The 26,986-nt window shown below is 52.1% G+C and carries 23 protein-coding genes; 16 read left to right on the top strand and 7 right to left on the bottom strand.

Features of this window, described 5'->3' with window-relative positions; genetic code table 11:
- The first annotated feature begins 26 nt into the window (after positions 1-26).
- Genes mrdA through F4Y64_06050 form a run of 6 tightly spaced genes read left to right on the top strand, consistent with a single transcriptional unit; the run spans position 27 to position 9,744 of the window.
- Positions 27-1,964: a penicillin-binding protein 2 gene (mrdA, locus tag F4Y64_06075; protein MXX97166.1), complete on the top strand. Its 1,938-nt coding sequence runs from the start codon at positions 27-29 to the stop codon at positions 1,962-1,964.
- Between the two features lie 3 nt (positions 1,965-1,967).
- A complete protein-coding gene (locus F4Y64_06070; GenBank protein MXX97165.1) occupies positions 1,968-3,224 on the top strand; it encodes a rod shape-determining protein RodA in 1,257 nt (418 codons plus the stop codon).
- The gene (solA, locus tag F4Y64_06065) at positions 3,202-4,359 is read left to right on the top strand and encodes an N-methyl-L-tryptophan oxidase (protein MXX97164.1); all 1,158 of its coding nucleotides are present in this window, start codon (positions 3,202-3,204) and stop codon (positions 4,357-4,359) included. The genes F4Y64_06070 and solA overlap by 23 nt, the downstream gene beginning before the upstream one ends.
- Position 4,360: 1 nt before the next feature.
- The gene (locus F4Y64_06060) at positions 4,361-6,106 is read left to right on the top strand and encodes an arginine--tRNA ligase (protein MXX97163.1); all 1,746 of its coding nucleotides are present in this window, start codon (positions 4,361-4,363) and stop codon (positions 6,104-6,106) included.
- Positions 6,107-6,108: 2 nt separating this feature from the next.
- On the top strand, positions 6,109-6,966 hold the full coding sequence (gene pheA / locus F4Y64_06055; protein MXX97162.1) for a prephenate dehydratase: 858 nt from the start codon (positions 6,109-6,111) through the stop codon (positions 6,964-6,966).
- Positions 6,967-6,999: 33 nt separating this feature from the next.
- The gene (locus tag F4Y64_06050; GenBank protein MXX97161.1) at positions 7,000-9,744 is read left to right on the top strand and encodes a S9 family peptidase; all 2,745 of its coding nucleotides are present in this window, start codon (positions 7,000-7,002) and stop codon (positions 9,742-9,744) included.
- 152 nt (positions 9,745-9,896) lie between these two features.
- Here F4Y64_06050 and F4Y64_06045 read toward each other — a convergent pair whose 3' ends face one another.
- From F4Y64_06045 to F4Y64_06025, 5 genes are all read right to left on the bottom strand, one after another.
- Positions 9,897-10,415, bottom strand: coding sequence for a histidine phosphatase family protein (locus tag F4Y64_06045; protein MXX97160.1), 519 nt, complete (start codon positions 10,413-10,415; stop codon positions 9,897-9,899).
- A 3-nt stretch (positions 10,416-10,418) separates the two neighbouring features.
- Positions 10,419-10,991, bottom strand: a complete 573-nt coding sequence (locus tag F4Y64_06040; protein ID MXX97159.1) for a DUF4389 domain-containing protein — start codon at positions 10,989-10,991, stop codon at positions 10,419-10,421.
- A gap of 182 nt (positions 10,992-11,173) precedes the next feature.
- Positions 11,174-11,881, bottom strand: coding sequence for a di-trans,poly-cis-decaprenylcistransferase (gene uppS / locus F4Y64_06035; protein MXX97158.1), 708 nt, complete (start codon positions 11,879-11,881; stop codon positions 11,174-11,176).
- Between the two features lie 84 nt (positions 11,882-11,965).
- The gene (locus tag F4Y64_06030) at positions 11,966-12,325 is read right to left on the bottom strand and encodes a transcriptional regulator (protein MXX97157.1); all 360 of its coding nucleotides are present in this window, start codon (positions 12,323-12,325) and stop codon (positions 11,966-11,968) included.
- On the bottom strand, positions 12,315-12,923 hold the full coding sequence (locus tag F4Y64_06025; GenBank protein ID MXX97156.1) for a hypothetical protein: 609 nt from the start codon (positions 12,921-12,923) through the stop codon (positions 12,315-12,317). Before F4Y64_06025 ends, F4Y64_06030 begins: the two co-directional genes overlap by 11 nt.
- Before the next feature lie 94 nt (positions 12,924-13,017).
- Here F4Y64_06025 and F4Y64_06020 point away from each other — a divergent pair, with 94 nt between their 5' ends.
- The 10 genes from F4Y64_06020 (at position 13,018) to hemG (ending at position 23,242) form a co-directional block, all read left to right on the top strand.
- Positions 13,018-14,166: a hypothetical protein gene (locus tag F4Y64_06020; GenBank protein ID MXX97155.1), complete on the top strand. Its 1,149-nt coding sequence runs from the start codon at positions 13,018-13,020 to the stop codon at positions 14,164-14,166.
- A 27-nt stretch (positions 14,167-14,193) separates the two neighbouring features.
- Positions 14,194-15,228 (top strand): alcohol dehydrogenase catalytic domain-containing protein, encoded by a 1,035-nt coding sequence (locus F4Y64_06015; protein MXX97154.1) that lies wholly within the window; start codon positions 14,194-14,196, stop codon positions 15,226-15,228.
- 69 nt (positions 15,229-15,297) lie between these two features.
- Entirely contained in the window at positions 15,298-16,551 is a 1,254-nt protein-coding gene (locus F4Y64_06010; protein ID MXX97153.1) for a glutamyl-tRNA reductase, read from the top strand.
- Entirely contained in the window at positions 16,548-17,453 is a 906-nt protein-coding gene (gene hemC, locus F4Y64_06005; GenBank protein ID MXX97152.1) for a hydroxymethylbilane synthase, read from the top strand. Before F4Y64_06010 ends, hemC begins: the two co-directional genes overlap by 4 nt.
- The gene (locus tag F4Y64_06000) at positions 17,446-18,180 is read left to right on the top strand and encodes a uroporphyrinogen-III synthase (protein MXX97151.1); all 735 of its coding nucleotides are present in this window, start codon (positions 17,446-17,448) and stop codon (positions 18,178-18,180) included. The genes hemC and F4Y64_06000 overlap by 8 nt, the downstream gene beginning before the upstream one ends.
- The gene (hemB, locus tag F4Y64_05995; protein MXX97150.1) at positions 18,173-19,159 is read left to right on the top strand and encodes a porphobilinogen synthase; all 987 of its coding nucleotides are present in this window, start codon (positions 18,173-18,175) and stop codon (positions 19,157-19,159) included. Before F4Y64_06000 ends, hemB begins: the two co-directional genes overlap by 8 nt.
- Complete coding sequence (locus F4Y64_05990; protein ID MXX97149.1) at positions 19,160-19,897, top strand: chlorite dismutase family protein; 738 nt, start codon at positions 19,160-19,162, stop codon at positions 19,895-19,897.
- A 30-nt stretch (positions 19,898-19,927) separates the two neighbouring features.
- The gene (hemE, locus tag F4Y64_05985; GenBank protein MXX97148.1) at positions 19,928-20,956 is read left to right on the top strand and encodes a uroporphyrinogen decarboxylase; all 1,029 of its coding nucleotides are present in this window, start codon (positions 19,928-19,930) and stop codon (positions 20,954-20,956) included.
- Complete coding sequence (locus F4Y64_05980) at positions 20,943-21,911, top strand: ferrochelatase (protein MXX97147.1); 969 nt, start codon at positions 20,943-20,945, stop codon at positions 21,909-21,911. Before hemE ends, F4Y64_05980 begins: the two co-directional genes overlap by 14 nt.
- The gene (gene hemG, locus F4Y64_05975; protein ID MXX97146.1) at positions 21,908-23,242 is read left to right on the top strand and encodes a protoporphyrinogen oxidase; all 1,335 of its coding nucleotides are present in this window, start codon (positions 21,908-21,910) and stop codon (positions 23,240-23,242) included. The genes F4Y64_05980 and hemG overlap by 4 nt, the downstream gene beginning before the upstream one ends.
- 486 nt (positions 23,243-23,728) lie before the next feature.
- Here the strand turns inward: hemG and F4Y64_05970 are convergent, their stop codons facing one another.
- Positions 23,729-26,287: a T9SS type A sorting domain-containing protein gene (locus tag F4Y64_05970; GenBank protein ID MXX97145.1), complete on the bottom strand. Its 2,559-nt coding sequence runs from the start codon at positions 26,285-26,287 to the stop codon at positions 23,729-23,731.
- A 3-nt stretch (positions 26,288-26,290) separates the two neighbouring features.
- Complete coding sequence (locus F4Y64_05965; GenBank protein ID MXX97144.1) at positions 26,291-26,671, bottom strand: hypothetical protein; 381 nt, start codon at positions 26,669-26,671, stop codon at positions 26,291-26,293.
- Positions 26,672-26,986 lie beyond the last annotated feature (315 nt).

Genomic DNA, 26,986 nt, shown 5'->3' with positions numbered 1-26,986 from the left:
GTTAATTTTATGTATACGAAAGCCGTTTGACACCCCTACCGGGTAGTATAATAGGCTTAGGTTGGCAGGCGGTTCCCCAAAAACGCTCCTGCACCCAAAATACTGACAATAATCATACCACGGCGTTGACAAAAAACCGATTCACCCTCTTTTGTTGTGCAGTTGTTTTCGTGCTGTCGGTACTGAGCCTCCAACTTTTTCGGCTACAGGTAGCCGAGCGTCAGGACCTCTCAGAAATCGCACGTGGTAACGCACTGCGTGACATACGTGTACTTCCCGCTCGCGGACTGGTCTATGACCGTAACGGGACCCTTATAGTCCACAATACGCCGACCTATACGATCTCCCTTGCACCGAGATACTTCGACCAAACCCGCATACCACTACTGGCAAAACACCTGGAAATCCCCGACTCCGTTGTAACACTGCGCCTGCAGGAAGCGCAGGACTATAATCCTTATCGACTGTACCCTTCTTTTTCGAATGTTTCATTTGCACAGTACAGCCGTGTCCTTGAAGATGTTTACCTGCTTCCTGGTGTTGGGTGGGAAATCAAACAGCAAAGACGTTACCCTACAAACGCCCGGGCTTCGCACGCTCTGGGATATATCGGAGAAATCAACCGGGAAGAGCTGAATGCCATCGACCATGAATCTGACTCTTCACTCTACCGTCAGGGAGATTTTCGGGGGCGGACCGGTATTGAGGAGGGATATGAGCCATGGCTCCGAGGAATCCCCGGTGTCGCCCGCCGCTGGGTAAATGTATACGGTCTCGAGATCATGTCTTACGCGCAGGGCCAGGGAGATCAGCCACCACGAGGGAATTATGATCTTCATCTCACCCTGGATCATCGTGTTCAGGAATTCGCTGAGTCTCTGTTTGTCAACAAACGCGGAGCGGTGGTCGCCCTGGATCCCAATGACGGTGGCATAATCGCACTGGTTAGCAAACCGGATTACCCGCTTGAATCGCTCAGTCAGGGAATCCAACGCGAAGCCTGGCAAGCTCTGCTCAACCATCATGAAGACCCTCTTTACAATCGGGCTACGATGAATTTGATGCCCCCAGGATCAACCTGGAAACCGTTTATGGCACTATTGGGGTTGTCGGAAGGGCTCCTTGAGGGAGCCGATGAAACGATTTATTGTCCTGGATACCACCCATTCGGTCAGGGCCGCTTTTTTCGGTGCATGGAGGCACGAGGCCACCAAAACGTTGTCGAGGCCTTAAAGAATTCATGTAATACATTCTTTTTTGAATTAGCCCGGAGGATGGATCTCGAGGTCTTCAAAAAGCATGCGAACCGCTTTGGCTTCGGAGTAGAATCTCCTACGGACCTGCTAGAACAGACTCCTGGATTAATCCCCGATTCTGCCTACTTCGAGCAAACCGGGAGATACTGGGGAACGGTAGCAATCATGAACCTCGGCGTCGGACAGGGAGATATGGGAGTTACTCCATTTCAATTGGCCCGGTATGTAGCTGCGCTGGCCAACGGGGGAACGCTGTACGCGCCCCACATGGTTTCTCACCTGGTTGAGCCCGAAACAAATAAACGGGTGGAACTGCCCGACATTTCCGATCCCATTCACTTGGGAATTGACACGGCCTACGTAAACCTGGTCCGCGAAGGGATGCGCCTGGTCATGGAGGCGGGCACTGCACGCGCTTCACAGATTCCCGGGATTCAGAGTGCGGGAAAAACCGGAACGGCCCAGGCTCCCGGCAACTTTAAGGATCACTCGGTCTTCATCATGTTTGCGCCATTTGATAATCCCCAGATTGCTCTGGCTGTCCAATGTGAAAATACCGGGAACGGAAGTCAATGTGCGGCCCCGATTGCCAGCCTGCTTGCAGAGATGTATCTCAAGGGAGACGTGCCCCCCTCCTGGCAAACGGATATCCGAATGGGGCGTGCCCTGTCAGCAACCAGCGAGTCACTGACACAAGCAGCCGAATAATTCATGCGCCGGTGGTATCGAAATCTTGATATCTCAACTCTGTTAATCTGGATTGCCCTGTGTGCCTGTGGACTGGTTGCAATTTATAGCTCTACCCACGGAGAGGCACAGGAATTTTTGCTGACCACAGTCCAGAACAGTTTCGGGCGACAGCGTCTCTGGCTGATGATCTCTACCGTTGCGCTCGTGACCATTCTATCGGTGCCAATGCGTCTATTGGTTCGAATGGTCCCGTTGATTTACTTGGCAACCATCGGATTTTTGATCCTGGCTCTCGTGATTGGCCATGAAGTGGGTGGAGCACGTTCATGGGTCTACTTTGGGCCGATCGGCTTTCAGTCCTCCGAGTTGGCAAAAGTTGGAGGACTGCTTATGGCTGCTTTTGTTTTGGCATCCCGCAGGAAGGAGAAATCAATCCTGCCTACAGCGGCGATTGCTGCCGGAGCTCTTATCCTGCCGGCCCTGTTGATTATTCTCCAGAATGACCTTGGAACCGCACTTGTATTTGTGGGCCTTATACCCGTCCTTGCGCTCTGCGGCGGGGTTCCCCTCAGAATTGTCGGACTCTTGATCCTCTTCCCAGTTGCAGGGTACCTGACAATCCTCAGCTGGCCGGTTGCTTTAGGGTTTACGGTTCTGGTTGGGATTATCGCATGGTATGGAACACATAGCCGCAGCTGGGTGGCCGCTGGGGTGATCGCCAGCGCAATGACCATCGGCGTCGCCAACTTTGCACTGCAGTATGTGCTGCAACCGCATCAGGTTGCCCGTATTGTCTCTTTTTCCAATCCCGAAGCGGATGAGTACCGGGCCAATGTCGGTTTCCACCTCGTGCAATCGAAAGCAGCGCTCGGATCAGGTGGATGGTTTGGGTTGGGATTTCGACAGGGTACCCAAACACAAGGCCGCTATATCCCCGAACAATCTACAGACTTTGTATTCTCCGTCATTGGCGAGGAATGGGGGTTTGTTGGCGGGATCCTGGTCTTATTACTCTTTGCTGCACTGATGCTCCGTTTGCTCTGGCTGGCAAGAGCGATTGACCACCCCTTCGGAAACCTTGTTGTTGCTGGAGTTGCGGGAATATTTTTGATTCATGTATGCGTGAATATCGGCATGGTGCTGGGCTTGCTGCCTGTGATCGGCATTCCATTGCCCTTCCTGTCCTATGGCGGCTCGGCTCTCTTAACCAATACCACACTCTTGGGCCTGGCTTTGGCGTGTTACATGAGACGGGCTGAATTTTCACTCTACGTGTAGACTATTGAGTTCACCTCATTTTGACATCATCGTGATTGGATTGGGAGCAGCTGGCAGTGCAGCATTGTTTCATGTCGCCCGAACGGGAGCTACCGTACTGGGGATTGATCGCTTTGTCTGCCCGCATACGCATGGCTCAACGCACAGCGAGAGCCGAATTATACGAAAAAGCTATTCCGAGGGGCCACAATATCTGCCACTGCTCAACCGGGCCTACACATTGTGGTCTGAACTGGAAAACATATCTGCAACAAAACTCATGTACCTAGGGGGATGTCTCAATATTGGCCAACCCGACAGTGAAATGGTTCGTGCTGCACAAAAAACCGCCATCGCCGGTAACATCCGGCATCTGCTGTTATCCTCCGACGAAGTGAACCAACGCTATCCTGGATATCGCCTCCAATCAGATCAGGTTGCACTCGTTGATCTAGAAGCGGGCTACATCCAGCCCGAACTCTGCGTGCGCACTCATCTTCGAAGAGCTGCAATGCACGGGGCCCAATGTCGGTTTGGGACACCCGTCCTGTCCTGCTACGTCCAACAGAGCCGCGTCATCGTGAAAACGGACCTGGATACCTTTGAAGCATCGCGGGTGATTCTGACGGCTGGGAGTTGGATGCGTGACTTTGCACCTGTACCCCTTATGATTGAGCGTGTCACAAATTCCTGGTTCACACCGACCGGCTCACACTTCAAGCCAGCGCAGTGCCCGCCATTTATTCTGGAGGATGCGACCGGGTTAAAGAGCTATGGCTGTCCCGATCTGGGCAGCGGGATCAAAGTAGGTCTACATCATGCAGGCCAAGTTGTCACACACCCAAAAGAGATCAACCGAAAGGCCGGGCTGGAAGATGAAGCCCACACACGCAATGTCTTGGAGAGAATCATGCCGGAGGCGGCGGGCGTGTGCCGAAAAACGACCGTTTGCATCTATTCAAATACGCCGGACAAACACTATCTCATAGACCGTATGTATGGGGATGACGAGCACGTTATCGTAGGAAGTGCCTGCTCCGGCCATGGGTTCAAAGCCAGTTCTGCAGTTGGTGAATCCTTGGCAGCTCTGGCTCTGGATAAGCCTCCTCCCGTGGATCTCTCGCCATTCAAATGGAGGTGGTCACTAAAGGCGTAATATGAAAGACTATCTCAGGGCAGCGCTTCAGCGCATATTGACATCCATTCCGTCTGTGCCGGCAGATTTTGTGCCGGAGCTGTCGGTCCCCGCAAACCCCGACCATGGAGATCTTGCCACAAACTGTGCGATGAAGCTTGCCCGGCATTTGCGTCGCCCGCCACGGATGATCGCGGAAGAGATCGTTACCGCGTTCATGGCAGATGAACATGATCCCTTCTACGTAGACTCGGTCTCGGTTGCAGGAGGCGGATTTATTAATTTCAAGTGCTCCAACCGGTACCTGTACCGTGAGCTTGGATCCTGCCTGCACCAGGGGGTTGATTTTGGACGTTCCGATGCGGGCAAGGACAAGCATGCACTGGTAGAGTTTGTCAGTGCAAACCCGACAGGACCATTGACGGTGGGACATGGCCGGAATGCCGTTCTAGGAGATACCCTTGCAAGCCTGTTGGAATGGGTTGGCTATCGCGTCACGCGCGAATACTACTTCAATGATGCTGGACGCCAAATGCGTGTCCTGGGTGCTTCACTACGAAGCCGATACGAGGAGGTGGTCGCTGAGGAAGACCAGCCGTTTGCAGACCTGCCCCGTGCCATCAAGCACCGGCAAAGCTATGAATCAAAACAACTGGAGGACACGGGCGACGAGCCCATCATCGTCGCGGACTCCTTCCCTGAAGACGGTTACCTTGGCGCCTACATTACGACGATTGCCCGCGAACTGGTACAGAAGCACGGAATTGACCTGTTGGACAGTGAGAACGACGATGTTTTTGAACGTGCCGCCAAGTCCGCCATCTTTTCTGAAATTCGTACCACACTTGAGCACCTCGGGGTCTCAATGGACAACTATTTCAACGAAAAAAGTCTCTATGAGACGGGGGCGGTGACCAGTACCCTAGACGCCCTGCGAGCAAGTGACATGGTTTATGAGCAGGATGGTGCGACATGGTTCAAGACCTCCAGTCTCGGGAAAGAATCGGATACAGTACTGGTGAAACGGACCGGTGAACCAACATATCGTTTGCCTGACATCGCTTATCACGTTGACAAGATGGAACGGGGATTCGATCTTCTGGTCAATATATTTGGAGCTGACCATATTGGTACGTATCCTGACATCCTGCGTGGCCTGGATGTGCTGGGATTTGACTCACGCCGTGTCAAGGTGATTATCTACCAGTTTGTGACCCTGATACGCGGCGGCGAGGAAGTAAAGATGAGTACTCGCAAGGCAAATTTTATTACGCTGGATGAGCTCATGGATGAAGTGTCGCCCGATGTGACGCGGTATTTCTTTGTCATGCGATCCGCCCAGAAACACCTGGAATTTGACATTGACTTGGCACGGGAAGCTAGTGATAAGAATCCTGTTTTCTATCTTCAGTATGCCCATGCACGAATTTGCTCCATCCTGAGGAAAGCAGCTGGCCTCAATCTTGCACCGGACCCCGACCCGTCCAGCCTGGATCTACTCATACATGAATCCGAAATCGCTTTGATCAAAGGGATCATTGACTTTCCGCGGGCAGTGTCCAATTGTGCCGAGACGTGCGAACCACATCGGCTCGCAACCTATCTGCGTGGTGTTGCAGAGGCATTTACCCAGTTTTATCACTCGTGCCGTATTCTTGGGGAGGAAGAAAAGATTGCAATGGCGCGCATGGCCCTTGCGCAGGCTACCAGTATTACACTCCGTAATGGACTCTCCATTCTGGGGATCAGCGCCCCCGAACACATGTAGACATGAAGGTTGCTTTTCAAGGAGAAATTGGTGCATTCAGTGAGGAGGCAGCAGGACGCCTATATCCTGGTTGCAGTGTGGTTCCACTGCCTGCGATGGAAGATGTATTTATGGCGGTTGAAGCCCAGACAGTTTCGCGGGGGATCGTTCCGATTGAGAATTCTCTCTTTGGTAGTGTTCATATCAACTATGACCTTTTGCGTGCGCACCAGGTCAGGATTGAAGGAGAAGTAAAACTTCGCATCCGCCATTTTCTGATGGCCAAGCCTGGTGCCCGGGTTGAGGACATTCAGCGCGTTCTTTCTCATCCACAGGCCCTCGGGCAGTGTCAGACATTTCTGAAGGAAAAGCTTGGTTGGAGTGAGGTTGTCCCCACCTACGATACCGCAGGTGCCGCAAAATTGATTGCGGCGGAAGACAACCTTACAGGTGCTGCGATCGGACCTGTACGGGCTGCTCAGGAGTACGGCTTGGAGGTTCTGGCAACCGACCTGCAGAGTCATGCCCTCAATTACACACGGTTTCTGGCTTTAGCACCAGAAAATGCTGAGAAATACATCTCCGCAGAAACTTCACTTAAGACCTCAATCGTGTTTGCACTAAAACAAACCGTACCTGGTGCTCTATTTAAGAGCCTCAGCGTATTTTTTCTGCGTGATCTGGACCTGTACAAGGTGGAAAGCCGCCCACTGATCGGCCATCCCGGCGATTACCTGTTTTATCTGGATGTTGAAGGAGACACCGCGGATCCTGTGCTTCAGCGAGCTCTTGAGCATCTTGGCGAAATCACCACAGATCTACGCATCCTGGGATCATACCCCCGTGGACAGACCTGGGACGGAAACCACGTAAGTCAGTAGGCTTGCACGAATTCACTCAACACTACGAATCAAATGTACCGCATCTATTTTTCTCTACTAATGCTTTCCTTACTCTGCATGAGCACCTATGCTCAGAAAAGGGCTCTGGACCACGATGTCTACGAAATCTGGAATAGTATCTCTGACCGGGAAATTTCATATGATGGTCGGTGGAGTTTCTACGAATACAGCCCGGAAAAGGGAGATGGAACGCTTGAGATCCGTAGTCTCACAGACGATGAACTGTACAAGATCCCGAGGGGGAACGCTGCCCAGTTTACGCACAATTCCCAGTATGTGGTATACCTGATTACTCCTCCTGACGATACACTGCGTGCTGCCCGTAGAGCAGATCTTGACGAGGATGAAATGCCAAAGGATACCCTCGGTATTCTAGACCTCGGAACCGGAGTATCCCATCATGTACCCCATGTGCGCTCATTTGAAGTCCCGGATGAATTCACCAATGTAGTGGCATATCTCTCGGAAGAGACGGAAGCAGATTCTACTGGCAAAGGCAGCATGCTCCACGTACATGATTTTGGAACCACAAGTGTGACCAGCTTTGCACATGTTCAGGAGTACCTACTCTCCGCAAACGGTGCACATTTGGTGTACACTTTTGAGGGAAATGACTCGCTGGACACCGGACTGGTCCGGGTAGATCTTTCCTCTGGTGCAGTAGACACGCTTCTCTCTGGTGGAGGTGCATATGAGCGTTTGACGTTCGATGAGGCAGGAGACCAGCTGGCGTTTCTGTCCAGCCGTGAGGGACATGCAATGGACCCTGCGGAGTACGCACTCTATTATTGGCGGGTGGGCACCGATAGTGCTCGTGCAGTTGCCACCGCAACCAGTGACGCTCTCGCTGAAGGCTGGTGGATCAGCCCCGACAGAGATCCGTCGTTTTCAGAAAGTGGCGACCGACTCTACTTTGGCACGGCGCCAAAACCGGCGGCCGAAGAGGAAGATGTTGACGAAGAAGAAACGCCCGTCCTAGACATCTGGAACTGGCGGGATCCGCTTTTGCAGCCCATGCAGCTGGTGAATATGGAGCGGGAAAAAGAGCGCTCTTACTTGGCAGTCCTGCATCTGGATACAGAACAGATCATCCAACTGGCACACAAAGCGATGCCGAATGTATCCGTGGGGTCAGACGGGGATGCAAACATTGCGCTCGGCTGGTCAAACCTGCCCTATCAGCAGCAGATCAGTTGGGATTCCCCCAGAGCCTACGATGCCTACGTGGCCAATGTACTTGATGGCACAAGTACATTAGTCCTTGAGGGGGTACAGTATCTCCCATCCCTTTCCCCAGATGCGGGCTATGTCACATGGTGGGACCGCGATGAATTAAGCTGGATGACGCTACCCACTGAAGGCGGTCAGCAGATCAATCTGACTGCGTCGATAGAGGTACCGATTCACAATGAAATTCACGACTGGCCTTATGCTCCCAATCCGTACGGCAGTGCGGGTTGGAGTGCGGATGATCGCGAGTTCTTGTTTTATGATCGGCACGACATATGGGCAGTCAATCCTTCCGATGTATCTGCGCCCCGCAATGTCACTGGCGGTTTGGGCCGCGAACAGGACCTTCAATTCCGTTATGTTGGGCTTGACCGTGATGAAGAGTCTATTTCGGATGAACTCATGCTCTCAGCCTTCAATATGGAAACGAAAGCCTCAGGGTTCTACCGGGGTCATATTGATTCAGATGAGTATCCAGAGGAGCTAGTCATGATGGATAAGCGTTTTGGCTCTTTGGACAAGGCTGAGGACGCTGACCAATTGCTCTTTACACAAGAGAGCTTCACCGAATCCAGAGATCTTTGGACGAGCAGTCTGGATCTGTCTGATATGACGCAGGTGAGCGATGTCAACCCCCAGCAATCGGACTACAGCTGGGGCACTGCCGAGCTTGTCCATTGGACCTCCCTGGATGGCATCCCACTGACAGGGATGCTATTCAAGCCGGATGGGTTTGATGCATCTCAAAAATACCCGATGATGGTGTACTTTTATGAAAAGATGTCCAACGGCCTACACCAGTACCGGCCACCCACCACTGCACGTTCTTCGATCAGTTTTTCCTTCTATGTCAGCCGCGGGTATGTCGTCTTCGTGCCGGACATTCCATATAAAGTGGGCTACCCAGGAGAGAGCGCACTGAATGCAGTCGTTCCCGGCGTAACCATGCTCATTAATCAGGGCTTCGTGGATCCAGATCGCGTTGGGGTGCAGGGACACAGCTGGGGAGGATATCAGATTGCCTATATGATCACAGAATCGGATCTGTTTGCTGCTGCGGAAGCGGGTGCCCCGGTTGTCAATATGACGAGTGCCTATGGCGGAATCCGTTGGGCTAGTGGAATGAGTCGCATGTTTCAATATGAGCGCACCCAAAGCCGGATTGGAGGATCCCTTTGGGAAACTCCACTCAGGTATCTTGATAACTCGCCATTATTCCAGGCTGATAAGATCAAAACCCCGGTCCTTATGCTCCACAATGATGATGATGGTGCTGTGCCGTGGTATCAGGGCATTGAATTTTTTGTGGCCTTGCGACGCTTACAGAAACCGGTCTGGATGCTCAATTACAATGGGGAGGGACATGGGCTGTCAAAGTACCCCAACAGGAGAGACTTCGCCATTCGCATGCAGCAGTTCTTTGACCATTATCTCTTGGATGCACCTGCTCCTGTATGGATGACCAAAGGAGTTCCTGCAACTATGAAAGGCGAAACGCTGGGGCTTGAACCCGCTGATGACCAGTAATAGCGGAAGAACTTCCGGTCTCTCCAGGGTATATCAAAACCTGAACCGCCCAAGAGGAATTACAGGCCTGCAAAATTTTTGTCTATTGTCCGTGGCCCGTCTTACGACCGGTCATGAATAATCTGCCGACAACACAGCCCTCACACCCGTTGTCAGCCGTTCTGATCGTAATAGCTTTCTGGTAATCGCTTGGGGAATTGGTGCCAGATGAACTTCCCAGTTCCAGGCGCAGAACGTTCCCAGTTTTCGACCGAAAGATCGATCCTCGCCATGGATGCAGTTGGGAAAGCATTCACCGGATGATTCGATAGAAGTGCTGCCGTCATGGACCATGTGGGCTGATGCCCCACCAGCATAGCCGTCTGGATATGGTCGGGAACCTCCTGCAGGTAATGGATCAGGTCTTTCGGTGCAGCATAGTAAAGTCCCCGCTCGTACTGGACATCTGCCAGCCACGCACCCGCCTCACTGGCCATAATGCACGTGGAACGAGCACGGACAGCAGTAGAACAAAGGATGAGATCCGGCAAGGGCCCTATCTCTGTAAGCCAACGCCCGATGGCACGGGATGCACGTCTGCCACGCGGATTCAACGGCCGGTCATGATCCTGGCCGTAGTCCGCATTCCAATCCGACTTGCCGTGACGAAGAAGGAGAACGGTCTTAGGCATGAGCTATTCCTCCAATGAGAACGGTGGATATTGATCGGTCGCCAACATCCAACCGTATGCATATACACGCAGCCACCAACGTAAGACGCCACCGGCAAAACTGAATACCCTATCTGGATAACGACCCATCAATAACACTGACAGCCAGCAAACGGGAGTAATGAGACAAAGTAGCAGAGAAAACAAGGAGAGGATGATTACATGAGGAATGGCGAACAACCATTTCAGCAGAGGGAGCAAGCGGGCGAGAGATACATCATCTTCATCGGGATAATCAATCTCAACAAGAATCCCTGCATTCTTTTGAAACGTTGGGTATTCATCCGTCAGGAGCAACAGATAGACCAGCGACCTAAACTCAAACCGACAGGAGCTCATATTTAATTCGAACAGCCACTTGGGGTAGTGGGCAAAGAACACAATTGAAAGGCCTACCAGAAAACGGCTCAGAGACATAAAGGGTGCGAAGAAATTCACGATCAGCATTGTCGGCAGAACCAAAGGCAGACGAAGCAGGACGCTCAATCGACTCTGGTGATCCTGATAGGGAATTTCAAGATGTGTGGGATATCTCATGAATTCAGTCAAGGCAATTGGAACTTGCCGCTAACCTGCAAGGAGTGATTCTGCCGTAAAAAGCCTTGATAGAACCTGTAATCATCCGTTATGCCTGGCATCAATCAAAATCGCTTAGACCCTGCCTGGATGATACCGTGACACGTATTCCGGGTTGCCCATACCTGTGCTGGTCCTGATTCTCAGGCCGACACCTTACCAAAACGACGCTGCCGCTTCTGGAATGCACAAAGAGCCGTATCGAGCTTCGTTCCGTCAAAATCCGGCCAGTAATCCGGTATGAAATAGAGTTCTGCATAGGCACATTCCCAAAGCAGAAAATCGCTCAGGCGCTGTTCCCCGCCGGTTCGTATCAGAAGGTCTACATCCGGTACAAGGCTGTCTGCATTGTAAGCTCGCATAAGTGCCTGCAGAAAATCTCCATTCCCATTATTCCCAACATGCCGTGCGGCCTTTGTGAGAGAGTCCCGCGCAGAATAATCAATCGCCAAACGTAGGTGCAGAGCCGTACAATGCATCGTACGGGCTTCGGCACGTAGGACGGCCTGCAAGACCGGATCTGGCAGACGATCACGCCTGCCAATGATACTCAGCCGAATATTCTGCCGAACACAACGGGCTGCCTGACTGGGCAACTGCGCCGCAAGAATCCGCATCAGTGCCCTGACTTCACTCCGGGGACGCTGCCAGTTATCTGACGAAAATGCATACAGTGTCAGCGTATGGATCTGCCGCTCAACGGCAGCCTCAACCGTTGCTCTGAGTGATCGAACCCCGGCGTGATGTCCCGCTGTGCGCGGAAGACCACGTTCAGTGGCCCAGCGGCCATTGCCGTCCATAATGATCGCAACATGCAGTCGATCGCTCATCGTTTCTTGGTCTGTCGTCATGCGTGGTCTACCGAATTGCACTGCCTTGAACCAGGAACGGCGGCGGAGCACATCTCCTCCATGGGCGGCAGTTGTACATTCATGTCAGTTTGAAAAATCATCCTCATCAATCGTCACAGATCGAGCCACTTGGAGCATATGCTCCATTTGCTCTACATACGAAAGAAGAGCCTCGGTCCCTTTGGAGGTCAAGCGATATTCTGTGTGAGGCATTCGGCCCTGAAAAGATTTTATACATTCGATATAACCTGCCTTCTCTAATTTTTGAGCGTGGCGACTCAAATTGCCATCCGACGTGCTGAGAAGTACTTTCAGATCCCTGAAACTAAGGGTTTCGCCGGCTGCCAAAGCACTCACAATCCCGAGACGTACCCGTGCATGAATCAAGGGATCTAGGTTTTTTCGCAGCACTCTCATCGAACTGAAAAAAATTTTACCCTCCATATCTCCGCGCGATATACAGCCCAAAACCAATGTGCAGCCCCCCAAAACTGAGTGCCAGCAACAAATGCATCCAGGCAGGTGGAAGAAAGAGGGAGATAATCCCCATCACCATAAAACAGATACCCAAAATGGGGATAATTCGCACACTGCTCGTCCCCCCTGTAATCGTACCTGCACCATAGAACAGAAGCCACAGCGTCGCCAGAAGATCCTGACTGCCTGCCTGCCACAAGGCAACCGTGAACAGAAGCCCCGCCACCATGGATGGGGCAAGCGTCAAAATGTACTTGCGGCCCGGACCACTGGTAAGCGATACACCACATTTACGCGCCTTCCTGCGCAATGTCCAGACGGCAATGGTTACCGCAACCACTGCCTCAATAAACCAGACTATCAGGATCCCGTCCGATGTGGCCTGAATAGAAGCAATCCAGGATGCAAGCGCCGCAGTAACCCCGACAGCTACCATACCCCACCCGGGCACCGCCGTGAATGAGGCGGAACGTTCCATGACATCGCGAATAAATCGCAGATGCTCGCTTGCCTGATTCTGGGAGTTCTCTGTCCGACTCGGGATCGGTCCGTATTCTATGCGCATAGGTTATATACTTTGTAAAGTACTTTATGTTGCAAAGTAAACATTTTTTGCGAATCCAACCCCATACCCTGCACGTTCAAGCCGTTTCAGTTCCATGATGATGCACACCTTGGATGATTTAGCGACCCCATGTCTGCTCATTGATGAGGAGCGCATGGAAGCAAATCTTGCACAAATGGCTACAAGGGCTGCAACCGTCGAACTGCGACCACATACGAAAACCCATAAATCCGTCGCACTCGCAAAGCGTCAACTCAAGCATGGTGCCAATGGGATCACCGTAGCGAAAGTCAGCGAAGCTGAGAAATTTGTCCAGCATGGCTTTCAGGACGTGCGTATTGCTTATACCGTGGTCGGAGAAAGGCAACTTGAGCATCTGATCAAACTTGCACATCAGGCCCGTATTTCTTTTTGCATCGACAGTGAGGAAGGGGCAAACCGGGCTTCCAAGGCATTCAGCGAAGCTGGCATTTCTGTTGATGTGCTCCTAGAAATTGACACGGGGCATGGCCGCTGTGGGGCCCCCTATGACCGTGAAGATGTCGTCGCTCTAGCTCTGAAAATCCAAGAGCTGGATGGTTTGCATCTGTGCGGGATTCTGACGCACGAAGGAAATGCGTATTCCCGAGATAATTCGGATATCACCACAATCATGACCCAGACACGTGACCGAATGCTTGAGGTCGCTGTCCGATTGTCCGAAGCCCATTGTGTAGATCCATCCTCCTTCGAAATCAGTATGGGTTCCACACCCTCCATCCATGTTTTTGAAAATGCAAACCTCGGTGGTTTTCAGATTACAGAAGTGCGCCCCGGCAACTATATTTTCAACGACCTGACCCAAGTTGAGCTCGGGATCTGTTCGCTGGATGCATGCGCGCTGACCGTTCTCTCCACGGTCGTAAGTCGGCACCGCACTTCCCAGGGTACCGAGCGCTTTGTCCTCGATGCGGGCCGCAAAGTACTCACCAGCGATACACTGCAGGGCAGATCCGATTACGGCTGTATCCTGTATAATCCCCGTGTACGTGCGGCACATCCTCATGCGAAAATCACGGGACTTTCAGAAGAACACGGTTGGGGCGAAGTTCAGGGAGGAAGTACCCTGCAGATTGGGGATCGTGTACAAATCGTGCCAAATCATGCATGTGTGGTCGTAAATATGGTAGATCGAATGTTTCTCGTTGAGGAAGGTGCTGCAATTTCGGAAATCATCGTGGACGCACGGGGATGCGTCCTGTAAGCTAAACGTAGACTCATGCAGGCAGTCATGAAGGTTGCACCCGGGATCGGGCATATCGCGGTATCTGAGATCCCAGAGCCTGACCCTGGCCCGAACCAAGTAAAACTCAAGGTACATGCTGCCGGTCTCTGCGGGACAGATTTGCATATCTACCATGACGAATTCAAGTCCTGTCCACCCGTCGTCCTGGGACACGAAGTCGCTGGAGAAGTAGTGGAAATCGGTCAGGGAGTTCCCGACAGGCTCCTAGGCTCACGGGTGACCTCCGAAACCTATTTTCGCACATGCAATTCCTGTCGTTACTGCCGGGACGGACACGCCAATCTTTGCCTAGACAGGCAATCCATTGGCTCTGCAGTCAATGGGGGATTTGCAGAATACCTTGTCGTTCCCGCCCAGAATGTGCACCGTTTACCCGAACACATCTCCTACCGTGAAGGTGCCATCACCGAGCCATTAGCCTGCGTTGTACACGGCGTGTTACTCGCCGCACCCACCATACGGGCTGGCGATTTGGCCGTCGTTGCCGGTCCGGGAACAATTGGCCTGCTAACCCTGCAGATCCTCAAGGCCAGTCATGCAACCGTTGTCGTTTTAGGGACCAGTGCAGATTCGGATCGCCTGAGCCTGGCAGATGATCTCGGGGCAGATTATGTAGCCAATGTGGAAACGAGAGATATTCACGCGCTCATTCAGGATGTATCCCTCCAGGGGCTGGGAGCGGATGTGGTCTACGAGTGTTCGGGAGCAGGAGCCGCTGCCCTTGAGCTACTGCGCCTTGTGCGCCGTCGTGGACGTTATGTACAGGTAGGCCTGTTCGGCAAATCTATCGCGTGGGACCTGGATCAGGTATGCTATAAGGAACTCACGGTGACTGGTAGCAATGCCTCGACACCGGAATCTTGGATCCGTGCAATTCATCTCCTTCAGAACGGCACGGTCAAGACCGGCCCGCTCATTACGCACGACTTTACTCTCTCGCAATGGGAGAGGGCATTTCAGGTATTTACGCAAAAAAGTGGTGTGAAAGCACTATTTCGGCCTCATTTTGATCGAATTTGAAGCTTTCCCCTGATTATCCTTAAATTGTCGTTTTGTGCGATCATTATTTTATCATTTCAGTGCTGTTCTATGGCTAATCCATCACTGGGACTTATTGGACTTAGCTACAAAGCTACTCCGGTAGACATCCGGGAGAGCCTTACTCTTCTTCCAAAGCAAAAACTTGACTTTTTTGATGCAGCGCGTGCATCCTTTGACGGGTTGGCTGTGTTGTCCACCTGTAATCGCGTAGAGTTTTATGGTCATGTGAATGGATCTGAACCGGCTACTGATGCACTGCAGTCCCTACTGCGTCGTTCCTTTGACTTTTCCACAGCTGAATCCTATGTCTATTCTAAACAGACCACGGATGCAGTTCGTCACCTAATGCGTGTAGCCTGTGGTCTGGATTCTATGGTTTTGGGGGAGTCTCAGATTTTGGGTCAGGTACATGATTGCCTCCAGTCTTCGGAGACTGCCTCGCTTGCAAGCCCGGAACTGACCACGGTCTTCAAGGCTGCAATCAAAACCGGAAAGCGCGCACGCAGCGAAACCGCGCTGGGAAAATTCCCCATCAGTGTCGCCTCGGTTGCAATTGACCGCATCCTTCTTGAAGCAGGCCCGCTGGATGATCTGCATGTCGCGGTCATTGGCACCGGTGAGATGGGCAGCCTAGCAGGAAAAGTCCTCCGAAAAAAAGCGATCGGAAAACTTACGTTTGTCAATCGTTACCCGGATCGTACAAAAGAGTTGGCCGTGGATTCATGTGCGCAGGCGGTGCCGATTGAAGAACTGCGGGAGGCCGTTTCAAACGCGGATGTCGTGATCAGTGCAACCGGTGCCCCGCATATTATCCTTGGACCCGAACATATTACACCTCGAAAGAACCGTCCACTTCTTTTGGTTGACCTGGCAGTTCCACGAGATATCGACCCGTTCCTGAATGAGTTACCAAACGTAACCCTCCTGGACATTGATCATCTAAAAAACGGGATCGCCGAGTCGAAGGCCGCCAGACAGGCAGAAGTGCCGCAAGTGGAAAAAATCATCGAAAAAGAATTAGGCATTCTTGATCAGCGCCTTCAAATGCTGAAGATCGAACCGGTTATTACTGCCCTTCGAAAAAAAGCTGAGACGATCCGGCAAACAGAATTTTCCCAGACCCTGGAGGAACTTGGACCACTGGATACGCAAGTGGTGGAAAAGCTTGAATATTTTTCGAATGCTTTGGTAAAGAAGCTGCTGCATGATCCGACGCTCCAACTCAGACATGGCAATTCTGAACTGGATCCACACACCATTCGCCAACTGTTTGGCTTGCAGGAGTCTACGCCAGACCAATGACGCGGCAATTAAGAGTAGGCACGCGCCGCTCTGTGTTGGCAAGAACTCAGACTGATCATGTTCTCCAACTCCTGAAAGTGATCAGGCCACAACTGGGTATCCAGATTCAGACGATTTCAACCATCGGAGACCAGACTACCGGCCCACTTCCCACTTCAAACCCCGGTCTCTTTACCAGTACGCTGGAGACCGCACTTCTCAATCACGAGATTGACTTTGCCGTTCACTCTCTCAAAGATCTCCCGATTGAGCAACCGGAGGAATTGGTGATTGCCGCCATCTGTGAGCGACATACAGCGTTTGATGTTTTGGTGACCACATCCGGCCTGTCCCTCGATGACCTGCCCCCAGACACTACAGTTGGCACTTCAAGTTTGCGGCGCACCGCTCAACTGCTCGCAGTTCGGCCAGACCTCTCGATTGCACCTCTGCGAGGCAATATTGATACCCGGGTTGAAAAAGTGTTGAGCGGACAACTGCAGGCCATTGTACTTGCAGAAGCTGGTTTATTGAGACTTGGCGTGTCCGATAGATACATGTGGAGGATCCCTATGGATCTTATGCTTCCAGCCCCCGCGCAAGGAGCCCTTGCTGTGGAGTGCCGGAAGAATGACCTGGAGATCGTCCGTATTCTAGAATCCATCAACTGTTCTGTGACCTGGACTGCCACCGCCGCTGAACGCACGTTCCTTGAAGTTGCTGGAGGAGGCTGCTCAATCCCGGTTGCCGCCTATGCGGAGCAGATCAATGATGAAATCCATTTGAGCGGTGAGGTACGATCCTTGGATGGACGCCGCAAAATCGCTGTATCGGGAATCGGGACGAATGCGATGACGTTAGGAAAACAACTGGCGCAAAAAGCACATCAAATGGGTGCCAGGGAGGTGCTACAACGTGAATAGCCCTCTTGCCGGGAAACGGATTGCGGTTACGCGCCCAGTACATCAGTCCGGCACAATGCGCCGGATGCTTGAGGTACGGGGAGCCACGATCGTGGAGTTCCCAACCATCCGTATTGAACCCGCACCAAATCCCAAGCCTTTACAGCAGGCACTCAACGAGTTAGCCACGTTCGACCGCGTTCTCTTCACCAGCGTGAATGGGGTTACGCACACGTGGCAACATCTGCAGCATCCCTGGCCCGACTCGGTACGCGTTGCAGCGATTGGGCCCGCCACTGCTGCAGCACTTAAATCCCGCGGTGTCACGCCGGATTTTGTCCCATCTGAGTATGTCGCGGAAGCTCTTGCATCTGGCTTGGGGTCTGTTCAGGACCAATCAATCCTACTGCTACGCGCTTCTAAAGCCCGCCCCACTCTAGTAGAACTGTTGCGTGCTGGGGGAGCGAAGGTTACCCTCGTGACTGCATACGAAACCCATGTGAACCACCCTCCAGATGCTGCGTACGCTGCACTTGCAGACGGCGCAGATGCCGTTACCTTTACTAGTGGATCAACCGTTGAGGGCTTCGTTGCTGTTTCTCCAGATCCCAAAATCCCTGTAACTGCAGCCTGTATCGGCCCAATTACAGCCCAGGTGGCAGCGGATGCCGGATTCAAGGTTGCCATCGTAGCGAAAACATATACCACTGAAGGCCTCGTAGCCGCCTTGGAAGAATACTTTGAATAAACCTAACAAACATAGACGTCCAAGACGCCTGCGCGCCACCGGTGCTATACGACGAATGGTGCGGGAGACCCGATTGTCTCCGGCAGATTTTATCTATCCCATTTTTGTCACACGAGAACAAGCCGGCCCGATCAAAGGGATGCCGAATCAATTCCGGTATACCATAGATGGTGCTCTTCGAGCGGCACAAGAGGCAGAAGAGGCGGGAGCGAGCGGCATTCTTCTTTTCGGGATCCCTGAGTCCAAGGATGCGACTGGGACCCACGCCCTGTCCCCCTCGGGAGTCATACCGGATACCCTTCGAGCTATCAAGAACGCTGGGCTAGACCTAGTACTCATTACCGATGTATGCCTCTGCTCCTACACCTCACACGGACACTGCGGAGTGATCCACGATGGCAAGTTGTCCAACGATGCCACTCTGCCCCTACTGGCCGAGATGGCCCGCATTCATGCAGACAGCGGAGCAGACATTGTCGCGCCAAGTGGAATGATGGATCACCAGGTGAGTGCAATCCGAGAGATGCTGGATTCTGCGGCCCATCAAGATGTATCCATTCTCTCCTACAGTGCGAAATATGCATCTGCATTCTATGGGCCGTTCCGTGATGCAGCAGGTGGAGCACCCCAATTTGGAGATCGAAAAACCCATCAGATGGATCCCTGCAACGCACGGGAAGCCTTGCGGGAAATCGCCATGGATATAGAGGAAGGAGCAGATATGGTTATGATCAAACCTGCACTAGCCTATCTTGATGTAATTCGTCAAGCCCGAGACCGGTGGCCCGAAGTGCCGCTGGTGGCTTATAATGTAAGCGGGGAGTATTCCATGCTGAAAGCCGCTGCCATGCAAAACTATGTTGATGAATCCGCCGCAATTCTCGAAGTCCTCACCAGTATCCGCCGGGCCGGTGCCCAAAGTATCATTACCTACCATGCACTGGAAGCGGCACGCTTGCTAAATCAACCCACCCAGTAAATGGCTATCAATATACAGGAGAATCGGACCTCTGGAGTTGACCTTCGAGAAAAGGGGAAGGATGAGCGTTCTGATCGTCCCATTTACCATGATGGCCGACTGTATATGCAACTGTTAGTCTTCACAGGGCTGAATGCGAAACCCCAAACCCTAGTCAGAGTGATGGAAAAAACCGGGTTCTGTGGTGCATTGTATTCCAGTCTCCATGATCCCAAAGGGATTGGCTTGCTGACCGTCTCTGAAGATCCCCGGTTTTTTTTGACTGAGCTCCAATCCTTCCTGCACGATAGCGATTTTTCTCGCCTGCAATGCCGCCCCGACTGGACGATGATCGGTCGCACCTACGCGATTGGATACGAAAACGACCTGATTGAAACCCTGTTTGAACGCCCCAGACGGTATGTGTGTAATCCTTCCTGGCCATGGGCGATCTGGTATCCGCTTCGTCGTTCGGGTGATTTTGAACACTTGAGCACAGACGAGCGTCGGAAAATCCTTATGGAGCACGGTGGAATTGGTCGCGCATACGGACGAAGCGATCATGCTCATGACATTCGCCTTGCCTGCCATGGACTCGATCAAAACGACAATGATTTTGTGGTCGGGCTTCTGAGTAAGGATTTACATCCCCTGTCTGCAATTATTGAACGGATGCGCAAGACGCAGCAAACCTCACGGTACTTGAGCAGCCTCGGGCCCTTCTTTGTCGGATATACGCTCTGGCAATCTTCCTCCTGACCGTCATAGAGCTCCCAACACCTTTGTCCCATGACTGGACGTGAGCGATTTCTGGCTGCATGCCATGGGAAGGCGGTCGACTGCACCCCCATCTGGATCATGCGACAGGCTGGCCGATATCTGCCTGACTATCGTGCACTGCGTCGTCAGTATTCGATGGAATCCGCCCTGACTACGCCTGCAATTGCCGCCGAAATTACCCTCCTCCCCTTGAAGCATTTTGAGCTGGATGCGGCAATCATTTTTTCAGATATTCTGCCACCCCTGGCGGGTATGGGGCTTGACCTCTCGTTTGTACCAGGCCATGGCCCCTCCATTCAGAACCCACTTCGAACACCCAAAGCTATCGATATGCTGGGGGTTCCGCCTGCCCAAGAAGCCATGGCCCCGACGCTGGAGGCAATCAAAATCGTCCGTCCTGAGCTGGACGCACATAATCTGGCCCTGATTGGATTCGCAGGTGCCCCTTTCACCATGGCCAGCTATGCGATCGAAGGGGGAGCCACACGCACGTTTGCACACACGAAAGCGTTCATGTACAGCGAGCCCGCGGCCTGGGACCGTCTCATGGCCAAACTCTCCGGCTTGACCATCGACTACCTCAATGCACAAATCCGTGCCGGGGTGCACTGTGTACAGCTCTTTGACTCATGGGTCGGAGCACTCAGCCGGTATGATTATGAGCGCTACGTTAAGCCCTACAGCCATCGTGTGCTTTCAACCATCGGGGAGAAGGCTCCGGTGATTCACTTCAGCACGAATACTGGCACCTATCTGGACTTGATTGCAGCGGCGGGTGGTCACGTGATCGGAGTTGACTGGCGTATCCCCATTGATGAAGCACAACGGCTGGTACAAAAGCCCATCATGGGAAATTTAGACCCCTGCACCCTACTCGGGCCATGGCGCGAGCTGATCCCCCATGCCCAGGATGTGATGCAGCGCATTGCGGGGCAGCCAGGCCATATCTTTAATCTTGGACACGGAATCCTGCCAGAAACGCCGGTTGAAAATGTAGCGCGACTGGTGGACTACGTACACAGCTATGACCATGGTTAATCCTGAAAACCCAATTGGTATTTTGTTTATGGCCTATGGGGGTCCGGATCGCCTGGAGGATATACCGGGCTATCTGGCCGATATTCGTGCCGGCCGGACAACATCAACGGCACTGATCGAAGAAATTACACGCAATTACCGGTTGATTGGTGGCTCCTCTCCACTTTTGGACTTGACCATCGAAACGACCCGCGCTGTAACGGATCTTCTGAATCCACCCAATGAGCCCACGTACTTCAAACCCTACCTGGGGATGCGCCACTGGGCTCCATGGATTGAAGAAACGGTCGGTGACATGATCCAGGACGGAATTACCCGGTCCGTTAGTATGGTCCTTGCGCCCCAGTACAGTCGGATGAGCATTGCGAAGTATCAGAAAAAAATAGACGCGGGACTCAACTTCTATCGTGGCCAGATTGATTTTTCCCATATCCAGAGCTATCATGACGATCCGGGCCTGATTGACGCATTCGCCAAACGGGTCCACATTGGTCTGGAGCGATTTCCTGAAGAGGACCGAGCCAGTGTGCACGTGATCTTCAGCGCTCACAGCCTGCCCACACGAATTTTGAAAGAAAATGATCCATACCCCACTCAATGCTACGAAACTGCTGCGCTGGTTGCAAAAGTAGCCGGACTAACGCCAGATCAGTGGTCTGGGTGTTACCAGTCCGAGGGGCGGAGTCCCGAGCCATGGCTCGGACCGCAACTGGAAGATTATCTGGTTGAGTTAGCCAACAAGGGGATTCGGAATGTGGTCAGCGTTCCTGTGGGTTTTGTGTCTGATCACGTAGAGGTGCTCTACGATATTGACATTGAGGCACAGGCTGTTGCGGAAGAACACGATATGCGTCTGGAGCGCCCTCCCTCGCTCAATAGTGATCCCCTTTTTGTTGAGACCCTGGCAAAGTTGATCCGCAAACAAGCTGTGGGTGCTGGCTGGCTGGCCACATGACCCGGGTCGTCATCATCGGGGGTGGCATTACGGGATTGAGTGCTGCCTGGGCACTGCGCCAAACTCCCAATCCCCCAGAGATCATACTCCTGGAGCAGAGTGACCGACTGGGAGGATGCATCCATACCGAACAATTTAACGGCTTCCTGATGGAGCACGGGCCGGATGTATTTCTGGCTCGAAAGCCTGAGGCGATACGGCTGTGCAAGGCTCTGGGACTTGCTCTTCAAGAGACAAACAAAGATCAGCGAGGAGCCTACCTGCGACGAGGGTGCAGATTGTATCCGGTCCCGGAGGGGATGAGTGGGCTGGTACCGGGCCGGCTTTGGCCGCTCCTCAGCTCTCCACTGATCAGCCTTCGGGGAAAGCTGCGCGTACTTGCGGAATTTCTGCTCCCGCCTCGAACGGATGAGACAGATGAATCGATTCAAGACTTCTTCATCAGGCGGTTTGGCCCAGAAGCCTTCTTTGGCCTGATCGAGCCCCTCCTTGGAGGACTTGCCGGGGGACGTGCCGACGAGCTCAGTATGAAGGCACTCCTGCCACATATGATGAACCTCGAATCAAAGTATGGCAGCGTCCTCCTCGGAGTTGGCCGAATACCCGTTCAGGAGCCCACCTCTCCACTCCTAAGTCTTCCAGATGGACTATCCTCTTTGATCACCGCCCTGACCATGGTCAACGAAGACAACATCCACTTTGGACACAAGGCTACCGCCATCACAAAAATAGGTACGCACTGGAAGGTCAGCACCACCGGGCATGCTCCCCTGTCGGCTACCGACATCATTCTAGCCGTACCGGCCCAGAATGCGGCGGCGATCACCCAGTCAGCGATTCCAGAATTAGCCGAACTCCTTCACCAAATCCCATATCGTGCAGGTACGATGGTTCACTTGGCCTATTCTCAGACAGATGTCCTCAGGCCGCTCAGAGGATATGGTCATCTGGTTGCCTCCGATCAAGTTACTTCTGTGGCCGCTTGCACCTGGAGTGCGATCAAGCTCGCAGGACGTGCACCCGCTGGTCATTTACTGTTCAGACTCTATTTACGGGACACGAAGATGACCGACACAGTTATTCTCTCACAGGCATGTGAAGAGATGGAACAGGCGCTGGGGATTACAGCAGATCCCCTATTCACCAGGATTCACCGTTTTCATGCTGCATTGCCCCAATATACACTTGGGCATGTCGGGCGAATCAAGAAAGTCCGTGAGATTACAAGCTCCCATTCCGGCCTTTATCTCGCGGGAAATTACCTGGATGGTGTGGGCATTCCTGATTGTATTCGCAATGGAATCCATGCGGCAGATCAGATCGTCAACTAGATAATCTGCAGAATTCAAAAATGGTTCAGTTCGGGAGTGCGCAGCGTCCGCTAATTATTTATCAGCAACACTTAACCTGATTTCGGTGATCTGATAGTTCCTGGAATTTGACAATCCCTGTTTAAGGATCTTCTGGGAGAGGTTTTGTTTGCTTCTGGTTGTGGTGCTCAGCTATTTGTTTTACAAGATCTTTCTCGCATACCTGTGTATTCACTCCAACAAATTTCATGTTTGTTCGAATCCTCCGACACAAGACCGCCTAGAATGTTGGGGAGTCGTAAATGCCCTTTATCCCCAAAAAATGCCCCTCAAACGGAAATGTCAGAAGCCCATAGCTCTACTATGCTCCAATTGATAAAGTAGGGCGAAACCCCAAATTAATGGGAGAAATCAGTCAACACATTACAGAAATTGCAAACTTGCCTCCACTCTGAACGACTGAAGTTCAGGGCACGCTGGATACCTAGCAGACGTGTACAGCTTGAGCTACCGGAAATGTACGAATTGACCCGTTTGTGTTGAGTTGCCCGTCTCCGAGTACATCACTATACGGTACAAGTAGTGTCCAGAGGGAAGCGATTGTCCATCCACCTCGATCTGCTTTCCCCACCCCGCAGCTAATTCTATCGGGGGAACCGTCAACACCCGCCGTCCTAACATGTCTATGACCTCTACGGTCACGCGGGCAGACGCGGGAAGATCAAACTGCAAGTATGTTGATTTCTGAAAAGGATTTGGATAATTGCCGTGTACTACGAACGCTTCTGGCAATGTCGCTTGCTGCCTGACTTGCACAGGAGAACTTCCATGAAGTCGAAACCGAGCACGTATGGGAATCACGGTATCGTCAAACCCTACCCCTACAGTAGTAACATCTATGTCCCATAGTTCTATCCATCTACTACCATTCCAAGATAGATGTGATACGTTTTCTTTCGTGTAGGGTGCTGGTCCTAAGGACAGAATATTGTCGTCGCTTCCTGCATCCCCGTATGCAATATGGATAACATCCGGCAAGACACCGATTCCTTCTTTTGAAAGATCCAATTCAAAGAAATCCAGATCAAAGTTCGTTACCTTGGCGAAAGCTCTTGGATCGTCGACCACCTTTGAAAACAAGATCTCCCCCGGTTCGCCCTCATCATCCGAATATATGTAGACGGTCAGATCTCGGGGCGCAGAAGAAGGCAAGTCTGTATTCCAAAACTGATTGTCATAGTAAGGCGCCAGCCAGATACGGTCAACCCACACCTCTCGATCATCGTCCGGAGATGCCTTAGGGATGAACCGAGTAGACATTATTGGTGGGGACGACAGCAAAAGAAACAGATGCCCCCCGTTGCTTGTGTGAAATGCCTCTCCCTCATCGTACTGAATGTCCACGATCTCCACGCCATCTGGTATAGAATAAATTTCAATCATAAACTGCAAACTGGCGGTATTCCCGCCTGCATCGGTTGCCGTGTATGTGTAGGTTACGGGCGCAGCGATAACTTCCTTAGGCGTTCCCCGAATGGTTCGGGTCGAAGAGTCAAAGCTCAATCCGGCGGGCAGCCCAGGCATGAGGGAGTAACTGATCGGCGATTCACCTCCTGTGGCCTCCGGCAAAATCAATGGTGTAATGGCCTGTCCCTCCAAAAAGGATTGATCTTTGATCTGCTGCACAAATTGCAAAGAACCCTCCATGCTACCGAGTCGGAAACGAGCACGTATAGGGATCATCGCCTCGTTATACGTGCTCCCGTCACTAAGAGTTATGGTCCAGAATTCTCTCCACCGACCATTCAGGTATAGGTGCGACACGTTTTCCGTAGCGTAGCGCGCTGCTCCTATAGACAGAAGATTGTCGTCGCTTCCTGCATTCCCGTATGCAATGTGAATGGTATCCGGCAAGACACCGATCCCTTCGTTTGAAAGGTCCAATTCAAAGAAGTCCAGCTCAAGACTCGTCACACCGGCAAAGGCTCTTGGATCGTCAATTACCTTTGAAAACAAGACCTCCCCCGGTCTACCTCCTTGATCCGAATATATGTAGACGGTCAGGTCTCGGGGAGCAGAAGAAGGCAAGTTCGTGTTCCCAAACTGATTATCAAAGTAAGGCGCCAGCCAAATACGATCAATCCGTACCTCTCGATTGTCCTCCGAAGATACCTTGGGGATGAACCGTGTGGACATTTGTGATTCAGCCGGTGTACTTGCAAATAGATCTGTACCGTCATCTGTCGTGAATGCCTCTCCTTCGTCGTACTGAATGTCTACTACTCCACCCGACGATGAATTAATTTCAATCGTAAACTGCAAACTGACGGTGTTCCCGCCTGCATCAGTTGCCGTGTATGTGTAGGCTACAGGCGTAACAGTAACTTCCGTCGGCGTTCCACGAATGGTTCGAGTTGAAGAGTCAAAACTCAATCCAGCGGGCAGCCCGGGCACTAGGGAGTAACTGATCGATGATTCACCTCCCGTGGCTTCCGGCAAAATCAATGGTGTAATGGCCTGTCCCTCAAGGAAAGATTGATCTTTGACCTGCTCTGCAAATTGCAAGGAACCATCCGTGCTATCAAGTCGGAAACGAGCACGTATGGGGATCACCGTCTCGTTAAACGATCTCCCGTCCTGAATAGTGATACTCCACAGTGCTTTCCATGATGAACCCGTGTATCTGTACGACACGTTTTCTTTTGTGTAGGGCGCCGCTCCTAGGACTAGGACATTGTTGTCGCTTCCTGCATTCCCATACGCAATGTGGATGGTATCCGGCAAGACACCGATCTCTTCGTTTGAAAGGTCCAATTCAAAGAAATCCAGCTCAAGGCTCGTCACACTAGCAAAATCTCGTGGATCTTCAATCACCTTTGAAAACAGGACCTCTCCCGGTTCGCCTTCATTATCCGAATATATGTAGACCGCCAGATCCCGGGGGGCAGAAGGAGGCAGGGCCGTGGTCAAAAATTGATTGTTAAAGTAAGGTGCCAGCCAGATACGATCAATCCGCACCTCGCGATCATCCCCTAAAGACGTCTTGGGAATGAACTGGGTAGACAACCTTTATTGAGCTGATATACCTAAGAACAGAGAGTTACCGTCCTCCGCCTCGAATACTTTTCCCTCGTCGTACTGAATGTCCACAAATTCCGAACTGTCTGACGAAGGGTACATTTTCATTGCGATCGTGCAGGGTTCATTGGAATCAGGCACCAGTCTAGCTCGGCACACTCCGTCCCCTGATACTCCTCCTACGGAGCTCTTGACATTTTCGGCGTGCAAGTCTACGGCCACTGTATGAAAAGCACTGGGATGTAGCGAATTAGCCGAATGCGGAAGCTGCGTACTAGGATCAATCGCGACGGTCTTGTGCAGCACCTCAATCTGTGCCTGTACAGGCGTAAACGCACCCACTGACCCCAGTACCACCAAGATACTTGCCATTAGGCTACGTATGGTATTGGGACCTCCTACACATTTGAAGAATGAACCCTTATCTGTATTGTTCTCTCTTGCGATAATCATTATATGTAGCGTACTATACGATTTGGTTCACGCACTTTGCCATGAACAATGCAACGGCAAAATCCAAGAAGTCAAGACCGTCGGTAGAGAATACAGGGCGTTTGAAAACTTTAGAACTGCCATTCTTTTTTCTGCGGAGGACTCGACCTCTACCCGCAACATTCTTGGTAAAGCCTCTTTTTCCATTAGTATCTCACCGACCCCTGCAGATTCAAGCCGATGCCTGTCGGTGCG

The sequence above is a fragment of the Rhodothermaceae bacterium genome, assembly GCA_009838195.1.
Taxonomy (GTDB): Bacteria; Bacteroidota; Rhodothermia; order Rhodothermales; family Bin80; genus Bin80.
This window is presented reverse-complemented; position numbering and strand designations above follow the sequence as displayed.